The 23,039-nt window shown below is 57.3% G+C and carries 20 protein-coding genes and 1 pseudogene; 17 read left to right on the forward strand and 4 right to left on the reverse strand.

The window, feature by feature from the left end:
- Positions 1 to 828: 828 nt before the first annotated feature.
- Together P3T23_RS34925 and P3T23_RS34930 are read left to right on the forward strand one after the other, a co-directional pair.
- Positions 829 to 1,974, forward strand: coding sequence for a porin (locus P3T23_RS34925; RefSeq protein WP_429320619.1), 1,146 nt, complete (start codon positions 829 to 831; stop codon positions 1,972 to 1,974).
- A 620-nt stretch (positions 1,975 to 2,594) separates the two neighbouring features.
- Positions 2,595 to 3,803, forward strand: a complete 1,209-nt coding sequence (locus tag P3T23_RS34930) for an MFS transporter (RefSeq protein ID WP_429320620.1) — start codon at positions 2,595 to 2,597, stop codon at positions 3,801 to 3,803.
- Between the two features lie 164 nt (positions 3,804 to 3,967).
- On the opposite strand, the pseudogene P3T23_RS34935 reads toward P3T23_RS34930, so the two are convergent.
- Positions 3,968 to 4,148 (reverse strand): annotated as a pseudogene (locus P3T23_RS34935) (transposase); the annotation flags it as partial.
- A 583-nt stretch (positions 4,149 to 4,731) separates the two neighbouring features.
- Here P3T23_RS34935 and P3T23_RS34940 point away from each other — a divergent pair.
- From P3T23_RS34940 to P3T23_RS35010, 15 genes are all read left to right on the forward strand, one after another.
- Positions 4,732 to 5,283, forward strand: a complete 552-nt coding sequence (locus tag P3T23_RS34940; RefSeq protein ID WP_429320621.1) for a nitroreductase family protein — start codon at positions 4,732 to 4,734, stop codon at positions 5,281 to 5,283.
- 112 nt (positions 5,284 to 5,395) lie between these two features.
- On the forward strand, positions 5,396 to 6,457 hold the full coding sequence (locus P3T23_RS34945) for an LLM class flavin-dependent oxidoreductase (RefSeq protein ID WP_429320622.1): 1,062 nt from the start codon (positions 5,396 to 5,398) through the stop codon (positions 6,455 to 6,457).
- A 289-nt stretch (positions 6,458 to 6,746) separates the two neighbouring features.
- Entirely contained in the window at positions 6,747 to 8,270 is a 1,524-nt protein-coding gene (locus P3T23_RS34950; RefSeq protein ID WP_429320623.1) for a long-chain-fatty-acid--CoA ligase, read from the forward strand.
- 18 nt (positions 8,271 to 8,288) lie between these two features.
- Entirely contained in the window at positions 8,289 to 8,711 is a 423-nt protein-coding gene (locus P3T23_RS34955; RefSeq protein WP_429320624.1) for a nuclear transport factor 2 family protein, read from the forward strand.
- 59 nt (positions 8,712 to 8,770) lie between these two features.
- Positions 8,771 to 9,580 carry an enoyl-CoA hydratase/isomerase family protein gene (locus P3T23_RS34960; protein ID WP_429320625.1) on the forward strand — a complete coding sequence of 270 codons (810 nt, stop codon included), beginning with the start codon at positions 8,771 to 8,773 and terminating at the stop codon, positions 9,578 to 9,580.
- 69 nt (positions 9,581 to 9,649) lie between these two features.
- Positions 9,650 to 10,243, forward strand: a complete 594-nt coding sequence (locus P3T23_RS34965; RefSeq protein ID WP_429320626.1) for an acyl-CoA dehydrogenase family protein — start codon at positions 9,650 to 9,652, stop codon at positions 10,241 to 10,243.
- A gap of 42 nt (positions 10,244 to 10,285) precedes the next feature.
- Positions 10,286 to 10,525, forward strand: a complete 240-nt coding sequence (locus P3T23_RS34970) for a hypothetical protein (protein ID WP_429320627.1) — start codon at positions 10,286 to 10,288, stop codon at positions 10,523 to 10,525.
- Between the two features lie 481 nt (positions 10,526 to 11,006).
- Positions 11,007 to 12,242: an amidohydrolase family protein gene (locus P3T23_RS34975; RefSeq protein ID WP_429320628.1), complete on the forward strand. Its 1,236-nt coding sequence runs from the start codon at positions 11,007 to 11,009 to the stop codon at positions 12,240 to 12,242.
- 48 nt (positions 12,243 to 12,290) lie between these two features.
- A complete protein-coding gene (locus P3T23_RS34980) occupies positions 12,291 to 13,424 on the forward strand; it encodes an amidohydrolase family protein (protein ID WP_429320629.1) in 1,134 nt (377 codons plus the stop codon).
- Between the two features lie 14 nt (positions 13,425 to 13,438).
- Entirely contained in the window at positions 13,439 to 13,990 is a 552-nt protein-coding gene (locus P3T23_RS34985) for an ureidoglycolate lyase (protein WP_429320630.1), read from the forward strand.
- A gap of 195 nt (positions 13,991 to 14,185) precedes the next feature.
- Positions 14,186 to 15,349, forward strand: a complete 1,164-nt coding sequence (locus tag P3T23_RS34990) for an acyl-CoA dehydrogenase family protein (protein WP_429320631.1) — start codon at positions 14,186 to 14,188, stop codon at positions 15,347 to 15,349.
- Between the two features lie 12 nt (positions 15,350 to 15,361).
- Positions 15,362 to 16,372 carry an acyl-CoA dehydrogenase family protein gene (locus P3T23_RS34995; protein WP_429320632.1) on the forward strand — a complete coding sequence of 337 codons (1,011 nt, stop codon included), beginning with the start codon at positions 15,362 to 15,364 and terminating at the stop codon, positions 16,370 to 16,372.
- Positions 16,373 to 16,450: 78 nt separating this feature from the next.
- Complete coding sequence (locus P3T23_RS35000; protein WP_429320633.1) at positions 16,451 to 17,200, forward strand: electron transfer flavoprotein subunit beta/FixA family protein; 750 nt, start codon at positions 16,451 to 16,453, stop codon at positions 17,198 to 17,200.
- Positions 17,201 to 17,213: 13 nt separating this feature from the next.
- Positions 17,214 to 18,170 carry an electron transfer flavoprotein subunit alpha/FixB family protein gene (locus tag P3T23_RS35005; RefSeq protein ID WP_429320634.1) on the forward strand — a complete coding sequence of 319 codons (957 nt, stop codon included), beginning with the start codon at positions 17,214 to 17,216 and terminating at the stop codon, positions 18,168 to 18,170.
- 629 nt (positions 18,171 to 18,799) lie between these two features.
- The gene (locus tag P3T23_RS35010; RefSeq protein ID WP_429320635.1) at positions 18,800 to 19,621 is read left to right on the forward strand and encodes a helix-turn-helix domain-containing protein; all 822 of its coding nucleotides are present in this window, start codon (positions 18,800 to 18,802) and stop codon (positions 19,619 to 19,621) included.
- Between the two features lie 155 nt (positions 19,622 to 19,776).
- Here the strand turns inward: P3T23_RS35010 and P3T23_RS35015 are convergent, their stop codons facing one another.
- Genes P3T23_RS35015 through P3T23_RS35025 form a run of 3 tightly spaced genes read right to left on the reverse strand, consistent with a single transcriptional unit; the run spans position 19,777 to position 22,800 of the window.
- Positions 19,777 to 20,583, reverse strand: a complete 807-nt coding sequence (locus P3T23_RS35015; RefSeq protein ID WP_429320636.1) for an SDR family NAD(P)-dependent oxidoreductase — start codon at positions 20,581 to 20,583, stop codon at positions 19,777 to 19,779.
- Positions 20,583 to 21,509: an NAD(P)-dependent oxidoreductase gene (locus P3T23_RS35020; RefSeq protein WP_429320637.1), complete on the reverse strand. Its 927-nt coding sequence runs from the start codon at positions 21,507 to 21,509 to the stop codon at positions 20,583 to 20,585. Before P3T23_RS35020 ends, P3T23_RS35015 begins: the two co-directional genes overlap by 1 nt.
- A gap of 31 nt (positions 21,510 to 21,540) precedes the next feature.
- Entirely contained in the window at positions 21,541 to 22,800 is a 1,260-nt protein-coding gene (locus P3T23_RS35025; RefSeq protein ID WP_429320638.1) for a cytochrome P450, read from the reverse strand.
- Positions 22,801 to 23,039: the final 239 nt, after the last annotated feature.

Consider the following 23,039-nt stretch of genomic DNA (forward strand, 5'->3'; position numbering starts at 1 on the left):
CGTGAATTAGAAGGGGCATGAAGGGCCGCGTCTTTGCGGTTTGTCCCTGCTGCGCGCAAGTTTAACGGCGCAGGTAGAGCGCTGTCGCGTGTACACGGTGCCCGGCGCGATCGTGCGACCTCGTTTTTTGCTCGAACCACGTATTGGTCTCTTGCTCGAGACTGGCTGTCTATCAGCCGTCAGTCATAGTCAAGCGATTGCTGACGGTCAGAAATTTCATCTCGTGAGTGTTTGCAGCAATAAATCTTGCTGCCTGTCGCATGGCCCGGTACGTTTAGATACAAGCGTGACTGGCTCTAAAGACAAGCGTCATTCTGACGGTGGTGGAATCCATCTGCTAGATGGTGCAACCGGCATCGTTGAAAACATTGCGGTCATGTCAAACCGGCGTGGCCGTTTGCAACTCTGAACCGCACATCCACGGACAGTGCTGGCCGAAACATGTCTGTCGACTGTCACCTGACAGATCGACGGTTCGCGCGCCGGGCTGCGCGCTGAGAAAACCCACAAACGGGGACTCTCGAGTGATCGCAAACCACGTGCTTTTCGTCGCAGCCACCGTTGCACCGGCCAGGACAGATATCGACAGACTAGAAGCGAAATTAAAGAGACGACAGACCGTGACTCACCCATCCCATATTGCAGTAACGCACTAGCCACGGAAGCTTGAATTCAACGAGGACAGGTAATCGAGAACGCACCGACGAATGCGCTTGTCGACGCTTGCCTGCCCGCGCCGCTCAGCCGCGATCATCAAACAGTGTCATTTGGGTGTCAGCAAAAACTCGCCGGTCTGCACGACGCGAACAATGCGTGAGAGGAGATAGAATGAAATGGAAGTTGATCTGCGCTCCAGCGCTCCTTGTATTGACCAGCGCGGCACATGGGCAGTCGTCGGTGACGCTGTATGGCGTCCTCGATAGCGGATTCCTGTATCAAAACGCTAACGCGGGCAACTTCCGGTCGAAAGTGAACCTGGGTCACGTCTACGAATTCAAGGACGGCGGCGTCTACTCGAGCTCGTGGGGCATGACGGGTGTCGAAGACATCGGGGGCGGTTACAAGGTCAACTTCAAGCTGCAGGGGACATTCAACAGCGCCACCGGGGGCCTACGGGTAGCCGACACGCCGACCGCCACCGCGATATTTAACCAGCAAACGTCGGTAGGCGTATCAGGGCCGTTCGGCAGGGTCGACATCGGACGACAGATCGTGCCAACGATCTATGCGATGGCGGACACGGACGCACGGAACGCCCAATACTTCGGAAGTATCCTGACCGCGTATCTCGGCATGAATCAGGCGGCGGGCTGGACAGCGTTGAGCTCGGACATTCCGCTCGGCGCACTGTATGAAGACAACGCGATCGTTTATCACTCGCCGCAGCTCTATGGCGCATCGTTCGCGCTCGAGTATTCCCTGGGCGGTGTCCCGGGCCATTTCCAGGGTGGAACGCGAGAGTCGATCGCGCTTAAGTATTCGAACTATGGTCTCAACCTGGCCGCCGTCTACTACTCGGGACACGACACCAGTCCTTACACGACAACGTCCACTGGCGCCGTTGTCACGACGCCGGCAACGGGGCAGTCCAACAACCGCTTTTTGTATTTAGGGGCCATGTATACGTTCGACGGTGTTTCCGTGTCGACGTCATACAGCATTGGCAGGAACCCTGCGAATAGCGGCCGCACCAACATCGAGATGATCTCCGTAGGGCTTCGCTATCAGTTCAACCCGTTCCTCAGAGTCTCGTCGGGATTCTATTACCTGAAGGACCGAAACGTATCGGCCAATCTATCGAACGAGTTCGCGATAGGGGCCGAATACTCGCTTAGCAAGAGCACGCTCGCTTACGCAAACGTCGGCTACGTCGACAACAAGGGGGCGATGAGCCAGACAATCGAATACGGCGCACCTGTTCCAGAGGGCAGGTCGGCTGTCGCGGCGATGATCGGCATCCGGCATTCCTTCTAATCCGAACCGAACGTATGGGGGAAAGCTTGCGGCCGAGGCTCGACGGGCTTTTTTGTAATGGCATCCGTTCCCAAATGGTCGCAGACGATCAGTGCATTAATCAAGCAAGGTACTCCCAAGCCATTACAAGGCAGCTCTAGCCGGTTTGCTCCGCTGTTCATCTATGGTCGTCGATGTATTACCTTATGCGTCTGTTAGTTGCCAGATACTGCTCGACCGTGTCTTTCATTGTCTGAAATTTCATCCAGTGACGTTATCGATTCACGGTTTTGATTTTTGCAAAACGTCATAGTACGTTGGAGTCGAACGCCACTGGCTATTGATGAATCCAGGAAAGGGCTAATACAGTGCCAACCGCGATATTGATACACCCCGATGGCGGAATGCGGATATATATTCCCGAGACGCAACACTGACCCACACGGAGTGAGTCAACGTGGCTTCCCTCCGACCTTGCTCCTCGAACTAAGCAGTACGCCGTCCTGTATGCCGCGTTATAGGCATTCCTGTATGAGACATCACGAACCAGCAGTGAGATAGTCCTGCGCCAACTATTTCTCGTTCTCCCGGAAGGTGACGGACGATTCCGACTATAGAAACATGCGTGGATGATGCCAACAATGAGCACGTCATATGAAGCGACTTCTAACGCAGAATCTTCGGCAGTCCGAGCCGCAAGGAGCATCGTCGCGCTTTCTGGTTTGGTTCTCGTCACCATCGTTCCGGTTGCGATGATTTCAGCGCTCCCGGAAATGGCGCGCCAATTCAAGGAAATCGGGAACGGACCTTTTGTCGCTCAGATGGTATTGGCATTACCGGTGCTCGCGATGTTGATCGGAGCACCACTCGGCGGATGGCTTGCAGACGTAATCGGCATCCGTCGTTGTCTGTTGACAGCATTGTTTGCCTACGTAGCGTCCGGTGCCATTTGCCTGGTGGCCCCCGATCTCTCCGTTCTGATCGTCGCGCGGCTGTTGCTCGGATTTTGCGGCGCTGCTGCCGCGACGATGTGCACCGCGCTTACCGCCCAGTGGTATGAGGGCGCCGCGCGTAATCGGATCCTGGGGTACGCCCACGCGGTTGTTTCGGTGTACAACATAGTGATGCTGATTTCCGGCGGCTGGCTCGTAGACCATATTCACTGGCGGGCGCCATCAGTTTTTTACTTCATCGCTGTAATCACGCTTGCCGCGACGCATATCGCGACCCGCGGGCATAATGCCACGCTGGTCGTTCGTAGAAGTCGTGCGGACGGCGGCTTCGATCGTGCCCAGCTCTGGTCGTTGTACCTGCTGGGCTTTCTTTTTGCCTTTGGGGCCACCGTGCCGGTTCTGCAAGGGCCGTTTCTTCTAAGTGGTGCTGGAGTAACCAGCGCCACGACTCGAGGCGTGATTGTTGCGGTGATGATCGTTACAGGAGCAGTGGCGTCGGCCGCCTATGGGGCCCTGCGCAAACGCCTTCCGCAATATCCGCTGATTCTTGTCACGGGCCTGTCCCTGGGAGTTGGGATCACTTGTAGTGGGATATGTTATGGTGATGCCGGTTTGATAGCGGGATGTTATTTTATCTGCGGAGTCGGTTACGGCCTTTATAACCCTCTCGTTTCGGCGATGGTCCTGGATGCCACGCCACCAGCGATGCGTAACCGCGCAGTCGGGCTTCTTAACGGTTCAATGCTCCTCACGACGGTTGCCAATCCGTTGGTCATCTCTCTGCTGCGGAGTTTTTTTGACCTTCCCAGAGCGCTCATCGTTGTCGGTGTCGTGCTCCTCTTTGTCGGACCAGGCTTCCTGTTATTTTTTCGAATGGGCCAACCCGCGACCGATTAGCGAAACGCGCATTAATAGCCCGCTAACAAAACTGCAAAACTGTGTCATTCAGAATGACAGGGCATAATTTTGATGCGGGGTGACAAGAGATGAATCAGTGAAGAGTTGTGGGCGACGCTCGAACCGTTGCTGCCAGAGCGAGCGCGCTCGCCCAAAGGCGGGCGTCCGCGCTCGCAAAGCATGATGCCGATCCCGTCGAACAGCTTGCGCGTGAGTTCGTGCTTTTCCAGCAAATACCGGAACTTCATCACCGTGATCGGATCGGGCACCGCTCTCGCGCGCCAAATCAATACCGGCAAAACTGTGCAACGCCGCGCTGTCATAGAGCATGTCTTCCAGCGCTTCACGAGTCCTGTTTTTGCTAGAGGCTGGCAGCCGCTGGCGCGACTTGCCTGCCGTATATGAGATACGGCCTCGGGCGTAAAGGCGGCCGATCGCGGCGAGCCTCTCCGGTGCAATTCAGCACAGCGTGACACACGCGTCCCGCTGATCGTTGAGACCCTACCAGCCGACGGACTGCGCGGCCGGTCTCTGAGCCACGAAATCGCGTGCCCGCTGATCTCGGCTACGAGCGGACGCGAAAGTCCCCAACCTCCTGCGCAGCTCCAGCGACCTTCCGACTCCTTTCGATTTATAAACGCATTATTAGCACACTGATGAAATCGAACCAGGTTTTTCATACCGTGAATTTTCAGCTGGAGAAATATCGGTTCAGAATTTTTGCTATTTATCGGTCGCCATACTACGTTTCTGTATATGGCGAACTGCTGCCTTGAGTTGCGTCTTTCGGTAGACGCGCGAGGCCAGTTTCGTATATCGGCGCATGGATCATGCATCGATGGCTCGGTGGCGATTGGCATGGCGGTCCACTCGCGTATTTTGAGTAACGGATTCCAGAAACTTTAGGCTGTGAAGCGGGGGAAGATCGATGGAAGCTATTGATGCTATGCAGACACGTGTTTCGGCGGTGAGGTTGGATTCGCCTGGCCCCAGCCAGGAGGATCTGTTGCGTATTTTGAACGCGGGGACCCATGGGCCAGACCATGGGCGCCTGATGCCGTGGCGTTTCGTCGTTATCGAGGGCGCCGCTCGCGAGATCCTTGGAAATGCCATGGCGGATTTGCGCAAGCGCAACTTCGCTGATGCGACAGAGGACAGCCTGGAGTCAGAACGTGGAAAGGCGCGACGAGCCCCCACGATTATCGTCGTGGCAGCGAAGATTGACCGGCAAAGCAAAGTACCTGAAATCGAGCAAGTGCTTGCGGCAGGGGCTAGCACCCAGAACATCTGGCTTGCGGCTCACGCGCTCGGCTATGGCTGCATGTGGAAAACCGGGGACGCCGCGTACGACCCATTGGTGAAAAAAGCGATCGGTTTGTCGGAGGATGATCACGTGGTGGCATTTCTCTACATTGGCAAGACCTCGGCGAAGGGGCCTGTCAGACATTTGGAATTGGGCCATTTCATGACGAAGTTGTAACTCGTCGGTTTATATCCATTCACTTGCACAATTAATCCACTCCGACAACGAGCAAGCGAAGGCGGAGATAAAGGCACTGCGGCCAAGCCAACAATGAGGAGGAGTAGAAGCTATGGAAGTCGGAATTCTTTGCGTTTTGCAGAACTTCGAAAATCGGATGACGGATAACGAGCTTTACAAGACGGACCTTGAAATCCTCGTCGACGCCGGTAAGTTCGGGTTCGATACGGTTGCGGTAGTCGAACACCATTTCTCGAATTACGGGATGGCTCCGGACAACATGCAGATTTTGAGCTATCTGGCAGCCAAAACCTCGACCATCAAGTTGATGACAGGTGCAGTCATCCTCCCTTGGAACAATCCGCTGCGCGTGGTCGAGAAGATGATCCTGCTGGATCATCTTAGTGACGGTCGCGCCCTGTTCGGTATGGGTCGAGGGTTGGCGCGTCGCGAATACGAGACGTTTGGAATCCCAATGTCGGAGGCTCGCGATCGCTTCGAAGAGGCCGCGCGCATGATCCTTGATGGCCTGGAGACGGGAATCGTGGAAGGCGACGGTCCTTACTACAAGCAGTTGCGCACAGAAGTGCGCCCGGGTCCGCTCCAGTCCTTCAAGGATCGCTGCTATTGCATCGCGATGTCCCCGGAGTCAATTCCGCTCGCCGTCGAGACGGGTTCCACCATGATGTCGTTTGCGCAGAAACCATGGGCCGAAATGGCGCCTCACTTCAAGTTTTATCGCAACGGTTTTGCCGGGAAGTGGGGCCGTCCGGCACCCGCACCGATCTGTGTCGATTTCGTTTTCTGCGACGAAAGCGCTGAGCGAGCCGAAGAAATGGCCCGCGAGTACATCGCGAACTACTACAAAACGATCCTGGTTCACTATGAATTCGCTGGTGAGCATTTCGACAAGAAAGTTTATGGCAAGTACGCGAAGGATGCCGAGGCGCTCCGTCAGGTCGGCTACGACGCCGCAGCGAAGGCTTTCGTGGACGTCAACACGTGGGGAACACCGAAGCAAATCCTGGAAAAGCTCGAGCAGCGCAGAAAGGATATTGGTGACTTTGGTCTGACGATCGAAGTGAGCTATGGCGGCATGCCAAAGGGCATGGCCCATAAGAACATGGCGCTCTTCGCGAAGGCTGTACTGCCGGAACTGCACAGCTGGAAATAGGGACGCCAGCGTGGCTGGTCTTCCGTCGAGCGCGACCGAGCTATTGGAGATCGGCGAATTTCAGGGTGACTTGATTCACCTGGGTTGTAAAGAAAGCTTGACGGCTTCGACTTATCGAAGACAGGGCCTGACGAATAGAAATCGCCCCGCGATGTCGGTCGTGTGTCGTCGCACGATCGGCATCTCAACGAGCACAAGGATCAACGACTTGTGAACACGATTGTGAAACCAGGGCCAACATCGCTGAGTGCAGCGCATTGAGCCGTGACAAATGGTTGGCGAGTTAAACATGGAAACGCTAAGCGACAAAGTGAGGAACCTGGCGGCTACCAGCCGGGATCGTGTTCTGGTGCGCTCGGGTGACGTCTCGATGACCAGCAAAGACCTGGATAGCCGTGCCAACCGGGTGGCCAATGCGCTGGAGCACGAAGGACTCGCGAACGGAGCCCGGATCGCGATTCTTTCGAAGAACTCGCCGATTTTCTACGAGTTGCTGGTTGGCGCGGCCCGTGCCGGCGTCGTACTGGTGCCGATCAATTATCGGTTGAGTGCAGGAGAAATCCTTTTCATCCTTGATGATGCGAGGGTGGACATTTTGTTCGTCTCGTCCGAATTCGAACCCGTCTTCCGTCAGATCGCGGCATCCAGCAGGACGGTCAAAAAATCCATTGTCATCGATGTGGAGAACGGGTACAGGGAATGGCTGCAGTGTCACTATGACGCGGATCCGCAACCACGGATGTGCAGCGACGCCATATCGGTTCAGATGTATACGTCTGGAACCACCGGTAGACCTAAGGGCGTGCTGCTGACGCACGCCAACATCGTCGCAGCGCTGCAAAGCGCAGCCCTTGCCTGGGGACCCTGGCACGAGCGAGATGTCCTGTTCGTCTGTATGCCGCAGTATCACATCGGCGCCGCCATCTGGGGCATTCTGGGTTTGTGGCTGGGTGTTCCGGGAGTGTTGACACGCGAATTCGTGCCCACCGAGGCTCTTGCTCTCATCCAGACACACCGCGTTACCAAGACGCAGCTGGCTGCCGTGATGATGCGCATGTTGCTCGACGATCCTTCGAAAGCCGACACCGATCTGTCGTCGCTCGAGCTGATCATCTATGGCGCCTCGCCGGCGCCTCTCGAACTGATCCGGCGCGCGCGCAAAGATTTCGGTTGCGGCCTCGCGCAAGGATACGGTATGACGGAGACCGCAGGGGTAGTGACGTATCTCGACCCGCGCGACCACGAAGAGGAATTCGGCGAGCGGTTGAAGTCGGCTGGCCGCCTGGCAGAAGGCGTCGAGATCCGGATCGTCGATCCGCAAGGCGCCGTGCTACCCGCAGGTTCCATCGGGGAAGTGACATGCCGGTCGGCGCAGGTCTCGGCCGGTTACTGGAAGCTGCCGGAGGCTACCGCTGAGTCTTTGCGCGACGGTTGGTTCCATACGGGAGACGTCGGTCGTATCGACACCGACGGCTATCTGTATATCTGTGACCGCCTCAAGGACATGATTGTTTCCGGTGGCGAGAACATTTACCCGGCCGAAGTCGAGGCCGTGCTGAGTGCTCACCCGGCGGTACAGGACGTTGCGGTAATTGGCGTTCCCGATCAGCGCTGGGGCGAATCGCCCAAGGCGATCGTTGTGCTCAGGGCGAACGCCAGCGTGTCGTCGGAAGGCCTTATCGAATTTGTTCGAGCGTGTCTCGCGCACTACAAGGCCCCTAAATCTGTTGAATTTGTCGCTTCTCTTCCACGCAATGCTTCAGGAAAAGTACTGAAACGCGAATTGAGAAAAGCGTACTCGACTGGCAAATAAGATCTTAGGAGAGAAGCAATGACTGACATCGACCAATCGACGCTTGAAATGCTCGATCGCGAAGCGATTCGAGATGCGGTCGCCCGTTATTACGATGCGGTGTGGAGAGACGACGTCGAAGCAATTCTCGACCTCTTTGCTGAAACGGGCACCATAGAGGTCGTCAATGGCCCTCTTGCTGGGCAAAACGTCTGCGGCCACGAACAGCTGCGTGCCTTCTATAAGGCAGGTATTGCCAAGATGAGCCCAAGGCCCTTTGGGCATAACCATGCCGTCGAGCTGCTCGGCGACGGTCGCGCCACGGGCCGCTCCTATGTCGAATTGCGCCATTCCCGGGATTATTCGTGGATCAGCGCTGTCATCTACAACGACGAATACGTCAAGGTCGGTACCAGCTGGAAGATCCTGAAGCGCCGAGCGGAAATGATGTATCTCGGCTAAGACCGTGTTGTTGGGTCACAGCATGAAGATTCGCTTGCCGAACGACATAGGAGCTTTGCATGGACTACACGAAATATGAAGCGCTGGAAGTAATCCGCCATGGCAACGTTTTGTCTATCGCATTAAATCGCCCTGATGCGCTTAATACGATCAATGCCCAGAGCTTGATGGAGCTGTCCACGGTGTTCATCGCCGCATCGATGGATAACGAGGTCGACGTTATCGTTCTGACGGGAAAGGGCCGGGCATTCTCGGCAGGGGGCGACTGGAACTGGATGCAGGAACAGATTCGTGACCCGCAACAGTTCTACGAGGGGCTGGTTAATGCAAAGCAGATGCTCTACAGCATCATCGATTGCGACAAGCCCATCGTCTGCCGTCTCAATGGTGACGCGATCGGCATGGGCTTTACGCTCGCTTTGACTTGCGATTTCGTCATCGCCGATGAGAGTGCTCGGCTCGCAGATCCTCATGTGCGGGTTGGCCTGGTGACTGGAGACGGCGGCGCGGCCCTTTGGTCGCACTTCGTGGGCCACATGCGCGCGAAGCGGTATCTGCTGACCGGAGAGTTCATCCAGGCGGGGAAAGCGGAAGAGATTGGGCTTATCACGGTCGCCGTGCCGGCGGGCGAACTTGATGCGCACGTTACTTCGCTCATCAAGAAATTGGCCAGCGGTCCGACGCGCGCGATTGCGTGGAGCAAGGCGGTCATCAATACCGGCCTGAGACAAGCGTTTTCTGCCTCTCTGGATGCTGCGCTTGCGTATGAAGCGCTGTCCAATCAGTCAGCCGATCACAAGGCGGCCGTTGAAGCGTTTCTAAAGGGGGAGACGCCTGTGTTCGCGAGCGCCGCCCGGTTCGCAGGATGACAAGCCTGTACGTAGCCGTGCAGCACTAGCGCTGCGAAGCGGCTCGCTACCGTACACACAGGGGTTGCGATGGATTTTGTCGATTCACCCGAACAGGCGAAATTTCGCGCCGAGGCACGTGCATGGATCGCGCGGCATGCGCCGCATGAGCTGTATGAAGTTTTGAAGTTGGCGTCCTTCGGTGACGCCATCCTTGAGTCGCCGGAAATGATTGCGGCGTCAAAAGCCTGGCAGAAAAGAAAGCAGGCCGGCGGCTGGGCGTGCATTCATTGGCCTCACGAATACGGTGGACGCGCCGCTACGCCTATAGAGCAGGTGATCTGGCAGGAAGAGGAGGGCGTCTACGGTCTTCAGGGGAAGATCGTCATGCTGGGGCAGGGTATGTGCGCGCCTACGCTCATCGCGTGGGCAACGGAAGAGCAAAAGCGCCGCTTCCTGCCTAAGCTTGCGTCCACCGAAGAAATCTGGTGCCAGCTGTTTTCCGAGCCGGCCGCCGGTTCGGACCTTGCGGGATTGCGCACGCGGGCCGAGCGGCGGGACGGCGGATGGTTGATCAATGGCGCCGGCAACGCGTTCTGTTCTGGCGCAACCTGCGCCCAGGTGACAGCGAAAACACGGGTGCGGCCGACGCCTCTAACACAACCTCTTTTATTTACGTACTAGGTATCGGTTTGATATGCAACACGCAAAGCAATGGAGACGGAGATGAAAGATTCCACCCTGCGCTCGTTGGTAGACAAATGGACTGCGCTGACACCGACGAGGCGCTTGCGTGTCGTGCGATTCGGGCGGACTGCCAATGGCGTGCGTTACATTCGCGTCGAGGTGTCACATCTCGCCGACCCCCTCAGCATCGCGTTCTTCTATGAGGACGGCGGCTGGTCGGTTATCCCACCCAGGACTCGCCTGCTTGGGATGAGCGTCAGTTACCCGCGATTGGCGTAGGACTTCGTGAGAGCATCCGGTTCCTTGAAATAGCGCCGGTATTTTGCAACGGAATTTCGGCCTTTACGCGGGGGGAATTGCTTGGGAACACCTTACTTAATTAAGAGTGCAGCACGATTATCGTTACAGCTACCACTCTTCGTGCTAAAACGATTGATTCGATACCTTTTCATCTCATGAAATTACCGTTCATAAAAGTTGACGTAAAACCTACGGATACCTAGCCTAATAGCCAGGAAAACAATTGGTCACGGACAGTGTATTGCTTGAGGTCATCTGTCCACTGTTCCTTCCAGGCTTGCAGGTGCGAGGTAGGAACGAATCCCCCGGATGGAGAACCGTGAAATCCTCTCGACAATTGCTGAGGCTTGTTGAGACGTGCGAAAGACAAACTGATTTATGAGGGTATTTGGGGATATTTTTTCGGAAGCCAGATCGAATGCCCAGGTATTAAATCCAAGACGCTCTGGAGGCTAAAGAGATGCAAATCAAGTATGGTGTTGTCAGTTCCGACTCTCACGGGCAAATACATAAAGATGCCTTCACTCAACGTATGTCAAGGGCAAAGTTCGGTGACCGGATTCCGCAACTGGTCGAGACGAGCGACAAGGCGCACATGTCTGACCCGACCGATCAGGTGGTCGAGCGTTGGCGCGTCAATGGCATGATCGTTGAGAAGCGCGGCGTGTCGAACTGCGCGGCATATATGAACGATCCCATGCGCGCTACCTTCCCGCAGCGCTGGGAAGAGGTGCCCAAGGCCATCTATGACCCGATCGAGCGCCTCAAGGTGCTGGCTCTCGATGGTGTCGATGGTGAGGTTCTCTACCCCAATCCACCCATTCAGAACGCGACGTTCTTTCAGCATGATGCCGAGTTCGAGCTGGCCTGTGTTCAGGCGTACAACGATGCGATGTACGAAGAGTGGTATCAGGTCAGCAAAAATTTTATCCCGCTGGCACTCACACCTTATCTGGGGGGCCTCGATGTAACCATCGCAGAAGTCCGTCGTGTGGCGAAGATGGGCTACAAGGGCATCCTCATCGTAGCCGAACCCGGAGAGGTGGTCGGCAAGACGCGTGGGTGGGGCGCGAGCTCCAGCTGGGGTCTCGACAACGATAACCTGAACTATAAGCTGCCGGCGTTTGCCGATCCGCATTGGTGGCCCTTCTGGGAAACGTGTCAGCAACTCGATATGCCGGTTCACTGGCACGCCAATGCCGCGCTTTCGTTTGGTACGACGATGTGGAAGGGTTTTGCGCGGCCACAAGCATGGGTGGCGACGGCGCCTTCCTCGTGGTCAGCCCTTTCGCAGTTCATGCCGAATCTGGTCTTTAGTGGGTTGCTCGATCGTTTCCCCAAGCTCAAGTGGGTTCTCGCGGAGTCGGGCATTGGCTGGTTCAACTACACCCTCGAATCGTTAGATCACGAGTGGGAGCGCCGTGCGCTCTGGAAGCACGGTATCAAGAATCGGCCCAGCGAACAGCTAAAAGAACAGGTTCACCTTTCGTCGTGGTTCGAGGCTGAAGGCGTAAAAGCGGTGCAGATCGACAAGTCCCGTCTGATGTGGCAGTCAGACTTCCCGCACAACCCGTCGACGTTCCCGATTTCCCAGCAGGTTATCGATCGATCGTTCAGGGACATTTCGAAAGAGACTCGCGACCGCATTCTCTACAAGAATGTATTGGATCTCTATAAGGAAGAGGAAACCCGGTAAGTTGGTTTCTTGCACATTGAACATCGAATTATTGGAGGAGTGGGGATAATGCCTGTTCTGATCATCAGCACAAACGAACACGTGATCGAGGCGCCGGACGTATGGACGGCGCGTATGTCCAAGGCTCAGTGGGGCGAGCGGATACCGCATATTCACACCAGGCATGACGGCACTGAAGTGTGGATCATTGACGGCGTGGAGGTCCCGCTTGTCGGGGCCGGTTCGGCGGCTGCGTGCATGGCCGATCGCGCGGATGAACCGAAGAAGTGGGGCGACGTTCCGTCCGTCATTACGAACGTTGCAGAACGCGCAGCGGCCATGGAGGAGCGGGGGGTGGCTTATGCGGTGCTCTATCCTTCAGTGGCCGGCATTGGCGGTGAAACATTCGGCCGCATTGACGATCCTGCGCTCGAACTGGCCTGCGTTCAGGCTTACAACGACTGGCTCATCGAGGTGTGGGGCGCGAATCCAAAGTTCATCCCGCAATGTATTCTGCCGTTGTCCTCGTTCGAGGCCATGCGAGCCGAGCTTGTCCGCGCCGTTGGGATGGGGCACCGGGGCGTGATTTTTCCCGGCATCCCTGACCAGGTCCGCAAAGGCGCGCCTCATATCAACGACGCGGGTTACGACGCTGTCTGGCAGGCCTGCGAGGACCTCGGCGTTCCCGTCTGCTTCCACGCTGGAGTCGTCCCGTCGATGGAGTTGACACCCTACAGTGGTTACGCTCCGGCGGTTGCGGCTGCGTTCCGTGCGATCGCACGCCCGGCAAGCGGTGTGGCGATGTTGTCCAATCTTCTTGTTTCCAAGGTGTTCGAACGCTTTCCGGGACTGAAGCTGGTGTTTGCCGAAAGCGCGCTGGGACTCACTTCGTTCACGATTGAAGGCAGCGACTACGGTTTCGGCATGTGGCGTCTCGATGAGCGATACGGCTACAAGGCCAGGCCGTCGGAGCTCTTTCGCAAAAACTGCTACGTGGTTGGCTGGTACGACCGAGTCAACCTGAAGCAACTCGCGGAGTATCTTGGCGCCGGTTCAGTGCTTTGGACAACCAAGTTCCCGATGGGAACGTCTTCATGGCCAGAGGTTCAGCAGCAGGTTGAATCGTCATTCGCTGGGCTGACCGAGTCGGACAAAGCCAGCGTGCTCTGGTCCAATGCCGCTCAGCTTTACAAAATAAACTGATTCCGGAGACTGACGTGGAAGATAACGTAGAGATCGTGCAGGTAAAAATTCAGCCCCTGACGCGCGAAGGCATGAAGCCCTATGGCGACATTCTTGACATCGACCATCCGATATTTCCGCAGGTCGATGCCGGACAAGGCGCAGTGGCAATGGAAATCAACACGCTGGAGCATAACGGCAGTGTGCGGCAGACGTTGGATCAGATGGCGATTCACGGTACTTACACGCAGAGTTTCATCGTGCTGAAGGGCTCGATGATCATGGTCTATGCTCCGGCCCCAGCCGACATGACTGTCGACCCCGAAAAGATGGAATTTGATTACAGCCGGGTGAGCGCGTTTGTGCTCGCAGAAGGAGACATCGCGCACATCGACCGGGGCGTGTGGCACGGTTCGTATGTATTGAACGGTGCATGTACCTTTGTCAATGTCACGCGCAAGGACGCCGGCGAGGGGACAACCAACGTGCAGGAGGTCGATGACGAGAAGCTCGAGTACAGCAGGAAATACATCGAGCTGGTAAATATCCGTCGCCGTGACAAAAAGCAACTCGTACTCGAGCTGTGAACCCTTAAGGGAATCGGGGGCCGGGGGCGGCCTGTTCTCGTTCCGCGATACCTGTCGAAACGTGCGTCCCGCGAAGCATTGGCGGTTTGATTGCGCTCGTTGTTAAATCCAGGCACATTCGCAACCTGCTGGCTATTGATATGTCGTGCCGCCTGGTCTGGATGGCTGCCGCGGCACGCACACGGGCACTACACGATGATTGATTGGTTCTCTCTCACCCGCATTCCCCCCGAGGATGAAGCTTTGCGCGCGCCAGTGCGCAGCTTCCTGCGCGATGCATTGGGGTACCGTGCTCCGGCGAAGGCCGCGCGGTCGTGGTTGGGATTCGATGCCAGTTTCAGTCGGGAGCTGGCGGAGCAGGGCTGGGTCGGTTTGACATTGCCCAAAGAATACGGAGGCGGTGGACGAAGTCCATTTGCCCGCTTCGTGCTGGTAGAGGAGCTGCTGGCCGTTGGCGCTCCGGTTTCCGCGCATTGGATCGCGGACCGCCAGAGTGGGCCTTTGATTGCCCGATACGGCACGCGCGAACAAAGAGCGTTCTACTTGCCGAGAATCTGCGCAGCAGACGCCTTCTTTTGCATCGGTTTGAGCGAGCCCAGTGCGGGTTCCGATCTTGCGAGCATTCGCACGCGGGCCTTGCGAACGTCTACAGGGTGGCGCCTGTCCGGACGAAAGATATGGACAACCAATGCAGACAAATCCCATTACATGATTGCGTTGGTCCGCACGTCAGGCACCGCTGACGATCGGCACCGCGGCTTATCGCAACTCTTCATTGACCTGTCGCTACCGGGTGTTAGCATCGCACCCATCGAGGACATTGCGGGCGATCGGCATTTTTCGGAGGTCACGTTCGACGACGTGGAGCTGTCTCATGATGCGCTGATCGGCACGGAAGGGGCCGGCTGGGAACAGGTTACCGCCGAGCTAGCCTTCGAGCGAAGCGGTCCCGAGCGAATCTATTCGAGCGTCGTTTTGCTCGAGGCGTGGCTGCGGATGCTCAGGGTCGCCAACTGTGCCGGCCAGGAGGTCTCGTCGAGTGAGCGCCGTGCGCTAGGTGCACTCGTCACCGAACTCGCCGCATTACGTGAGCTTTCGCTGTCGTTGACCGGTAGGCTCGCAAGAGGCGAGAGTCCGGTAACTGAAGCCGCGCTCGTCAAGGACCTCGGGACGAGCTTTGAACAATCCGTACCCACAGTAATCGGCGATCTGCTCGGCGCGCGTCCGCTGCAGGGTATCGAGTCGAGTCTCGCGGACGCACTCGCTTACGTGACAAAGATCGCCCCATCGTACTCACTGCGCGGCGGCACGCGCGAAATCTTGCGCGGCATGATTGCTCGCGGGCTTGGACTTCGCTGAGAGGAGAGACGGATGGATGACATGCTGACCGCCTCTATTGAGCCGGTACTCGAAGAGCGGTGCACGCCAGCACTGGTGCGCGAAATGCTCGGCGCTGGCGCGGATAACGCGCGACGCGACTTATGGCAGGCGTTGGACGAACTGGGCTTTCTCGATGCGCTGGTGCCGGAGTCGGCCGGTGGATCGGGCGTCTCATTCGATGAGTGCGCAGGTGTGCTATTTGCGTTCGGCCGTCATGCGATGCCGCTGCCCGCTGCACACACGATGATCGCTCGTCGGCTGCTCGCGGCTGCTTCGATGGCGCTCCCCTGCGGTCCGATTGCGTTTGCCGTACTAGATGGTTCAGCGTCCAATACGGCATTTGTCCCGTTTGGTCTCGCTTGCGAATCGGTTCTTGTCGAGATGAGCGACGGATTTAGGCTTATCGACATCGATGACGCAACTGTCCAGCCGCGCACTGAGTGGGGTGGACTTGACGCGACAGTTCTATTCCCTGCTGGCGCTGGAAAACGTGTGCGAACGGCGCACGCTGACGATGAGCCGCCCATGGGGGTCCTGCTCGAACTCGGTGCGTTGGTCAAAGCAGCCGCGATGGTTGGTGCAATGGCCCGTGTGCTCGATATGACGATTACGTTTGTGAACGATCGTCAGCAGTTCGGAAGGTCCATCGGGAAATTTCAGGTGGTTCAGCATAACCTGAGTGTCATGGCCGAGCACACCTCGGCAGCACAGATCGCCGTGCAAAGTGCCTGTGCATCCGACTCGTTTTCAAAAGCCAGGTTGAGTCGAGGGATCGCGAAAGCGCGAGCGAGTCGCTCGGCTCCGCTTGTGGCCAATACGGCGCATGCGCTGACGGGGGCGATGGGAATAACCGCAGAATACGATCTTCAGCTTTTTACTCGCTGCCTGCATTCCCAACGCTTGCAGTTCGGCTCCGAGTCGTACTGGGACGAGATAGTCGGCTCCCATGTGCTAGAGCATTGGGACTCGGCTGTGCCTGAGATCATCCACATGACCAGCTGAATTGTCCGGTTTCGAGCCGGACTCGCGCAGGTCGTCTGTGTTTGGACCCCATCACCCTTCATTTAAAAGATATTCATTTTGAAAATTATCGTTCCTGTCAAGAGAGTGGTCGATTACAACGTAAAGGTCCGTGTGAAGTCGGACGGCACGGGCGTCGACATTGCCAATGTGAAGATGTCGATGAACCCGTTCGACGAAATCGCGGTGGAAGAGGCCGTGCGTCTGAAGGAAGCAGGTGTCGCGACGGAAGTCATCGCAGTGTCGGCTGGTGTCGCCCAAGCGCAGGAGACGCTGCGCACGGCGCTCGCGATCGGCGCGGACCGCGCGATCCTGATCGAATCGAACGAAGAGCTGCAGCCGCTGGCAGTCGCCAAGCTCCTAAAGGCGCTCGTCGACAAGGAGCAGCCGCAACTGGTGATCCTCGGCAAGCAGGCCGTCGACGACGACTCGAACCAGACCGGCCAGATGCTGGCCGCGCTAGCGAACCTGCCACAGGCTACGTTCGCCTCAAAGGTTACGATCGCCGACGGCAAGGCGACGGTAGCGCGCGAAGTGGACGGCGGCGCGGAAACGCTCTCGCTCACGCTGCCCGCAGTGATCACCACCGACCTGCGCCTCAATGAGCCGCGCTACGTGACACTGCCCAACATCATGAAGGCGAAGAAGAAGCCGCTCGAGACGCTCAAGCCCGAGGACCTCGGCGTCGATGTGACGCCACGTCTGAAGACGCTCAAGGTCGCGGAGCCGCGCAAGCGCGCTGCCGGTGTGATCGTGCCCGATGTGGGGACGCTCATCGAGAAGCTGAAAACCGAGGCCAAGGTGCTATAAGGGAGTAACGAATATGACGATTCTGGTAATTGCCGAACACGACAACGCGTCGCTCAAGGACGCAACGCTTGGTGCGGTGGCGGCAGCCGCGCTTATCGCGACTTTCATGTCACAGGACATCCACGTACTCGTGGCGGGCCACAATGCACACGGCGCGGCCGAAGCCGCGACCATGATTGCGGGCGTCGCAAAAGTATTACTCGCTGACGCGCCCCAGCTCAAGGCGGGTCTCGCCGAAAACGTCGAGGCGACGGTGCTGACGCTTGTGCAAAACCCGGCGAAAAACTATTCGTACATCCTCGTTCCTGCTACCGCCCACGGCAAGAACGTCGCGCCGCGTATTGCCGCGAAGCTTGACGTTGCACAGATCAGCGACGTCACCGGAGTGGTGTCGGCCGATACGTTCGAGCGCCCGATTTATGCGGGCAACGCAATCGCGACGGTGCAGTTGTTCGATTCAATGAAGGTAATGACGGTGCGTACGACCGCCTTCGATGCGGTGGCCAAGGTGGGCGGCGGCGCCCCGATCGAGCCACTGGAAGCGGCACCCGATCGCGGCATTTCGCAGCTCGTGAACCGCGAGGCGACGAAGCTGGACCGGCCGGAATTGACGAGCGCACAGAACATCGTGTCGGGCGGTCGCGGGCTGGGCAGCGGTGAGAACGACACGACGGTGCTCGGGCCGCTCGCTGACAAGCTTGGCGCGGCGCTCGGCGCGTCGCGTGCTGCGGTCGACGCTGGCTACGTGCCGAACGACTACCAGGTGGGCCAGACGGGCAAGATCGTGGCGCCGCAGCTTTATGTGGCGGTCGGAATCTCCGGTGCGATCCAGCACCTCGCAGGGATGAAGGACAGCAAGTTTATTGTGGCAGTCAATAAGGATCCTGAAGCGCCGATTTTCAGCGTAGCCGACTATGGCATTGTCGGCGACCTTTTCGGCGTCGTGCCAGCGCTTGTCGCGGGGCTTTGATTTGGGGGATCGGTGCGAGGACGGACCAGTTTCAGGGTGGGTCGCTAGCAACAGTCTTGTGCTTTCTCCGTTGTTGTGATTTCACGAACAGGAAGCTACACTCCCTGGACGGTAACGCGATCATCTTCCCGCAAGGCAAAGAGATCATGGTCAGACAGTTCACCGCACCGCGTCTGTACCGTGAGAAAGCCTGTCGTGTTTCGCCGATGCGCGGAGCGCATCCGAACCGACGCATCGCCGCGGCTGTACCGGCGCTAGCGTATGTGGAACGCACCCCAATCACGATCGCGGCGACGTGCCCACGGGCGCCCAGAAATCATACGAAGAACGGCGTGGTGAGACGATGGCAGTCGGGCAATGCAAATGCACGACGGAAGTAACGAATGCATCGATTGACACACCTATCGAGTGTCTTTACCCTCACAAAAGGGGCCGAAGTATCGCCTTGATATTTGGACCAAGGCGATTTCAGCGGCAAACGCCACGCACCGTTGGCACGGGTTGCCCGTCGTCCATTTGCCGTCAGGAAGAAAGGCGCCGGCTAGCTCGCTAGCGTCCAATTCTCAATACCGAGGTAATGTCGGACCTTGCCAGCATTTTTTTGATCGCCTGGTTTAATTGGCCAATCTATGGTAACTGCATTCCAGCCCGTAAGTGCGCTCCAACGCGGACTTGCCGTTCTTTCCGTCGTCAGCAAGCTCGGGCGCGCGAAGGTCACAGACGTGCGCGACGCGACCGGGCTCGACAAGGCCACGATCATCCGCATGCTCGAGACATTGGTGTGGGAAGGCTACGTTGAGAAGCATCCTCTAGACGGAACCTATGCAGTTACCGGTCGCACGGTCGATCTGGGGCGTGGCCTTGGGCCGCATGCGCGGCTGGGTGAGCTTACCGGTCCGCTCATGGAGCAGTTCCGCAAGCGCATCGGGTGGCCATCCGAATTCGCCGTGCCTGATGGCGACGCGATGTTCATCATAGAGACTGGGGAGGGCAGCCCTCTAATCATGACGCACCGGCCACCGGGCTATCGGCCAGATTTTCTGGTGTCCTCCCTCGGCCGTGCCTATCTCGCGTTCTGCGCCGAGGATGAGCAGCGCAGGGTGTTGGATAGAATTTCGGGAACCACTGTCCCCGAAGCCGAGAAGCTTTTGCGAAACACGACGCGGACCCGTGACCTTTTTGAAAAAATCCGAAAGCAGGGGTATGCGACCACGGACGATGCTTATTCAAAGCGTTTGGGAGCGGAAACAATTCTGTCAGTGGCAGTGCCGCTTACGGACAAGCATCGCGTCTATGGCGCGGTGTGTCTTTTGTTCGTCCGAACCTCGGTGTCTGAGGAGAACGCAGAGCGCGATTACTTACCTAAACTACAGGCCTTGAGTCGTCGGCTAATGAAGCAGTTAGAACGCGAGCGCGCCGGACTTCCGAGTGCGGCTCTGTTTTCGGAGTGAACGTATCCCCCAATTGTGATGCTCCAAGGGGCGAGGCGGCAGCGCGCCCTGTAATGGGAGCGCCCCCGACTTCCGGGCGCACCCTGTCGTGCGGCGTTTTGAGGGAGGCGGCCGACAGATACACAACGCCGGAGGTAAAAGCTGACAGCCGTCGGTCAGAACCGCCTCATGAGACTATAGCTTTGCGCAGAGGGGCCAAGGTCTGGCTGGCAAGCCAGAAAAAGCGCTAACGGGACCACGTCCTCGGGCTCTTTGTACCATTCGAGGGGCCGCAAGTCCTTCGGCTTTTTCAGGTCAGCATGGTTGGTACCCTGAAGCTTGGCGGTCATCTCCTTGTAAATTCGAGTGGCCACATGGCCAGGAAGCAGTTCGTTCACGCTGATGTTGAAAGGAGCCAACTCTTGTGCAAGCACCTGTACCATCATCCAAAGGCCCGCCTTCGAACTCGCGTAGCCAGCATTACCGGCCGACCCACGATGGCCTTGGCCCGATCCCACCGCGATAATCTTGCCTGCGCCGCGCGCTTTGAGGTGCGGCACGACTGCACGACAACAGTGATATGCGCCAATCAGATTGATTTCGATTGTCTCTCGCCACTTAACTGGATCCGTCTCTTCCATCGCGCCAGACGCCTCCACCGTCTGCACGCCATGGTTGGCCACCAGAATGTCGAGCCCACCAAACACCTCGACGGTCTTGTCCGCCGCAGCTTCGACTCCACGTAGGTCGCGCACATCGGTTGCAACCGAAATAGCTTTGCCGCCATTAGAGGCGATGATGTCGGCGGTCTCGGTCACTTCGCCCGCGGAACGCGAAATGCAGCACACGGCTGCGCCGGCTTTCGCGAAGCCGACCGCAATTGCCCGACCGATACCTCTGCCAGCCCCGGTTACGATTGCGACCCTACCCTCGAGCGCGCCACGCGCGGCATCATTCATCCGATCCGTGATTGACAAAGACATTAACTATCTCCAGTCATTTTCGTAGGCACTCGGAGCGAGGTTGCCGCCCGCTCTTCCTGAAGGGTGACAAAGATTGTCTGCTCTTTGCCTGCCCAGCCTCGAGCGCAGCCAGCGATCATGTCGAGCTCAACCTGCGTCGTTAAAGCCATCGGCACATCGAGCTGGCGACCTAGCTCGGTCGCAAGCGCGAGGTCCTTTCGCCCGTAGCTTAGCGGCATACCCCACTTGCCGGTCATTTCAAACATGCCTGGGAAGATGACAAACGGTACTATCTGAAGCAGCTTGCCTTGGCCAAAGCCGCCTGCCTTGACAGCGTCGTACAGCGCTTCAGGATCAACGCCGGATTTGACGCCCAGTGTGAATCCTTCTGCCATCACACCGATCGTTGTTAGCGCGATCTGATTGTGGACGATCTTCGTAATCATCCCGGCGCCCGTTTCTCCCATGTAACGCACATCGGCCCCGAGCGCCTCGAGAACGGGTTTTGCCCGATCGTAGGCGCTACGATCGCCCCCGACGTAGATGGCAAGCGTGCCCTTTTGGGCATCGCTCAATACGCCGCTCACAGGTGCGTCGATAACAGCCACCCCTTTCCTCGCAAAATCGGCGTGCATCTTTCGCATAAAAGATGGCGAGTTGGTCGACATGTCGATGTAGATGCAATTCGGGCGCATCGCATCAAGCAGGCCATTCTGACCATAGACGACCTGTTCGACGACCGGTGGCCCCGGCAAAGAGGTGATGACCACCTCACATTGCTCAGCAATCTCAGCGGGACTATCAGCCCAGTTTGCGCCAAGCTCAAGTTGCGGCTGTGCAGCTTCGCGGCGCCTGTCATTGACAACCACCTCAAACTGTTCATTGCGGGAAAGGCAGCAAGCCATGCCTCCGCCCATGTTGCCAAGACCTATGTAGCCTATCTTCATTGCATTACCTCGCCTTGTTCAATTGATTGCATCACGCTGCTGAGTCGAATGTGAGGTGTAACGCGTTCAGCGCGTGCATAAGGACGCTGGGGTGACGGCCGAGATCGCTCTTCGTCTCATCGATACGCAAGTTCTTCAGCCGACTGAGCAAAATGGGAAATGCAATCTGCAGTTCCTTTCTCGCCAAAAGATTACCGAGGCAATGATGCACGCCATAACCGAACGCAAGGTGAGTGCGAGCATTCGATCGGCGAATGTCGAAGACTTCACCATTGGGAAACTGGGCGTCGTCACGGTTCGCGGAGTCCATGCGCACCATCAACAGCGCGCCCTTGTGAATCTGGACCTCGCCAAGCACCGTATCGCGGGCCGCGATACGCCACATTCCTGATTTAGGCGAAAAGAGCCGCAAAACTTCCTCGACGGCGTTGGGTGCAAGCGAGCGATCCTTTAGCAGTTCACGCGTTTGCTCGGGATGACGGAGGAACTGAACCATTCCGCCCATCAGCGAGTTACGCGTCGTTTCGTTTCCGGCTATCAGCAACTCCTGCAGCAAGCCGATGATCTGCTCGTCGGTGAGTGCCCCGCCGTCATCGAGTCTTGCATTGACAATATCGGTGATCAGGTCGCTTCGACCAACGGCACGCCGATCGAGAATAGCGTCGAACATATAGTGTTGCATCTCGATGAGGAGTTTGGCGGCCTCGATCTCGTCTTCGGGAGTGCCGAGGTGACTGACTCGAACCAGCGCCGCGTCCGACCAGGCCTGAGCCTTGCGCGCCATAGCTCGATCTATCCCGAGCACGTTCAAAATGACATGAATAGGAAGAAGAGCGGCGAATTCATTGAGAAAATCAGCCTTGCCAGCGGCGATAAAACTATCGATCAGCTCGTTAACTATCCGGTCGACGCTTTCCGAAAGTTGTGAGATCCGCTTTGGCGTGAATACAGTGTTGACGATCGATCGCAATCTCGCATGCGCGGGCTCGTCCGTGATCAGAAGCAGGGTGGCCGGCATCCGACGCTCCATGGGACCCTGTTCCAGAATGTTGTCTGCTTCTACATTCGCGGTGCCTTCCGTAAGGAACGCTCCCAGATCGCTGGAGAAGTCGTCAGGACGGGAAAACACATCCTTGACAAGCTTGTAGGAGCTGACCACGATAACTTCCCGATCCTTAGGATCTACCGTACGAAAAATTGGACTGAGGTCGCGTGCCTCACGGTAGGTATCGTATGGAAACTTGAGCGACTCACGCGTCAGGAAATGTGGATACGACTTCAGCTCGCCCATGCAGTTCTCCTCCCCCCTTATGTTTGTGAAAAAGCGCAGATACTTCCAGGATTAGATATTTCGACAAGCTGGTAACCCAGGGGACCCGCCCCGTGCGTCGTCGCAGCGTCGCGCAGCTACCCAAAGCGTTTGCATTTGCCGTCGGGGCGCATTTGAATGCGAAGACTAGATCCAGATAACAAAAACGTCAAAAGTAATGAACCAATATTTCTTGAACTGAAATTTCAATGCAAGAAATA

Origin of the sequence: Paraburkholderia sp. GAS448 (assembly GCF_050435685.1) — a bacterium.
Classification (GTDB): Bacteria; Pseudomonadota; Gammaproteobacteria; order Burkholderiales; family Burkholderiaceae; genus Paraburkholderia.

Excerpts from the sequence above, each read along its gene's own strand:
- P3T23_RS34925 (WP_429320619.1), top strand. The coding sequence starts at position 829 with ATGAAATGGAAGTTGATCTGCGCTCCAGCGCTCCTTGTATTGACCAGC.
- P3T23_RS34930 (WP_429320620.1), top strand. The coding sequence starts at position 2,595 with ATGAGCACGTCATATGAAGCGACTTCTAACGCAGAATCTTCGGCAGTC.
- P3T23_RS34940 (WP_429320621.1), top strand. The coding sequence starts at position 4,732 with ATGGAAGCTATTGATGCTATGCAGACACGTGTTTCGGCGGTGAGGTTG.
- P3T23_RS34945 (WP_429320622.1), top strand. The coding sequence starts at position 5,396 with ATGGAAGTCGGAATTCTTTGCGTTTTGCAGAACTTCGAAAATCGGATG.
- P3T23_RS34950 (WP_429320623.1), top strand. The coding sequence starts at position 6,747 with ATGGAAACGCTAAGCGACAAAGTGAGGAACCTGGCGGCTACCAGCCGG.
- P3T23_RS34955 (WP_429320624.1), top strand. The coding sequence starts at position 8,289 with ATGACTGACATCGACCAATCGACGCTTGAAATGCTCGATCGCGAAGCG.
- P3T23_RS34960 (WP_429320625.1), top strand. The coding sequence starts at position 8,771 with ATGGACTACACGAAATATGAAGCGCTGGAAGTAATCCGCCATGGCAAC.
- P3T23_RS34965 (WP_429320626.1), top strand. The coding sequence starts at position 9,650 with ATGGATTTTGTCGATTCACCCGAACAGGCGAAATTTCGCGCCGAGGCA.
- P3T23_RS34970 (WP_429320627.1), top strand. The coding sequence starts at position 10,286 with ATGAAAGATTCCACCCTGCGCTCGTTGGTAGACAAATGGACTGCGCTG.
- P3T23_RS34975 (WP_429320628.1), top strand. The coding sequence starts at position 11,007 with ATGCAAATCAAGTATGGTGTTGTCAGTTCCGACTCTCACGGGCAAATA.
- P3T23_RS34980 (WP_429320629.1), top strand. The coding sequence starts at position 12,291 with ATGCCTGTTCTGATCATCAGCACAAACGAACACGTGATCGAGGCGCCG.
- P3T23_RS34990 (WP_429320631.1), top strand. The coding sequence starts at position 14,186 with ATGATTGATTGGTTCTCTCTCACCCGCATTCCCCCCGAGGATGAAGCT.
- P3T23_RS34995 (WP_429320632.1), top strand. The coding sequence starts at position 15,362 with ATGGATGACATGCTGACCGCCTCTATTGAGCCGGTACTCGAAGAGCGG.
- P3T23_RS35005 (WP_429320634.1), top strand. The coding sequence starts at position 17,214 with ATGACGATTCTGGTAATTGCCGAACACGACAACGCGTCGCTCAAGGAC.
- P3T23_RS35010 (WP_429320635.1), top strand. The coding sequence starts at position 18,800 with ATGGTAACTGCATTCCAGCCCGTAAGTGCGCTCCAACGCGGACTTGCC.
- P3T23_RS35015 (WP_429320636.1), bottom strand. The coding sequence starts at position 20,583 with ATGTCTTTGTCAATCACGGATCGGATGAATGATGCCGCGCGTGGCGCG.
- P3T23_RS35020 (WP_429320637.1), bottom strand. The coding sequence starts at position 21,509 with ATGAAGATAGGCTACATAGGTCTTGGCAACATGGGCGGAGGCATGGCT.
- P3T23_RS35025 (WP_429320638.1), bottom strand. The coding sequence starts at position 22,800 with ATGGGCGAGCTGAAGTCGTATCCACATTTCCTGACGCGTGAGTCGCTC.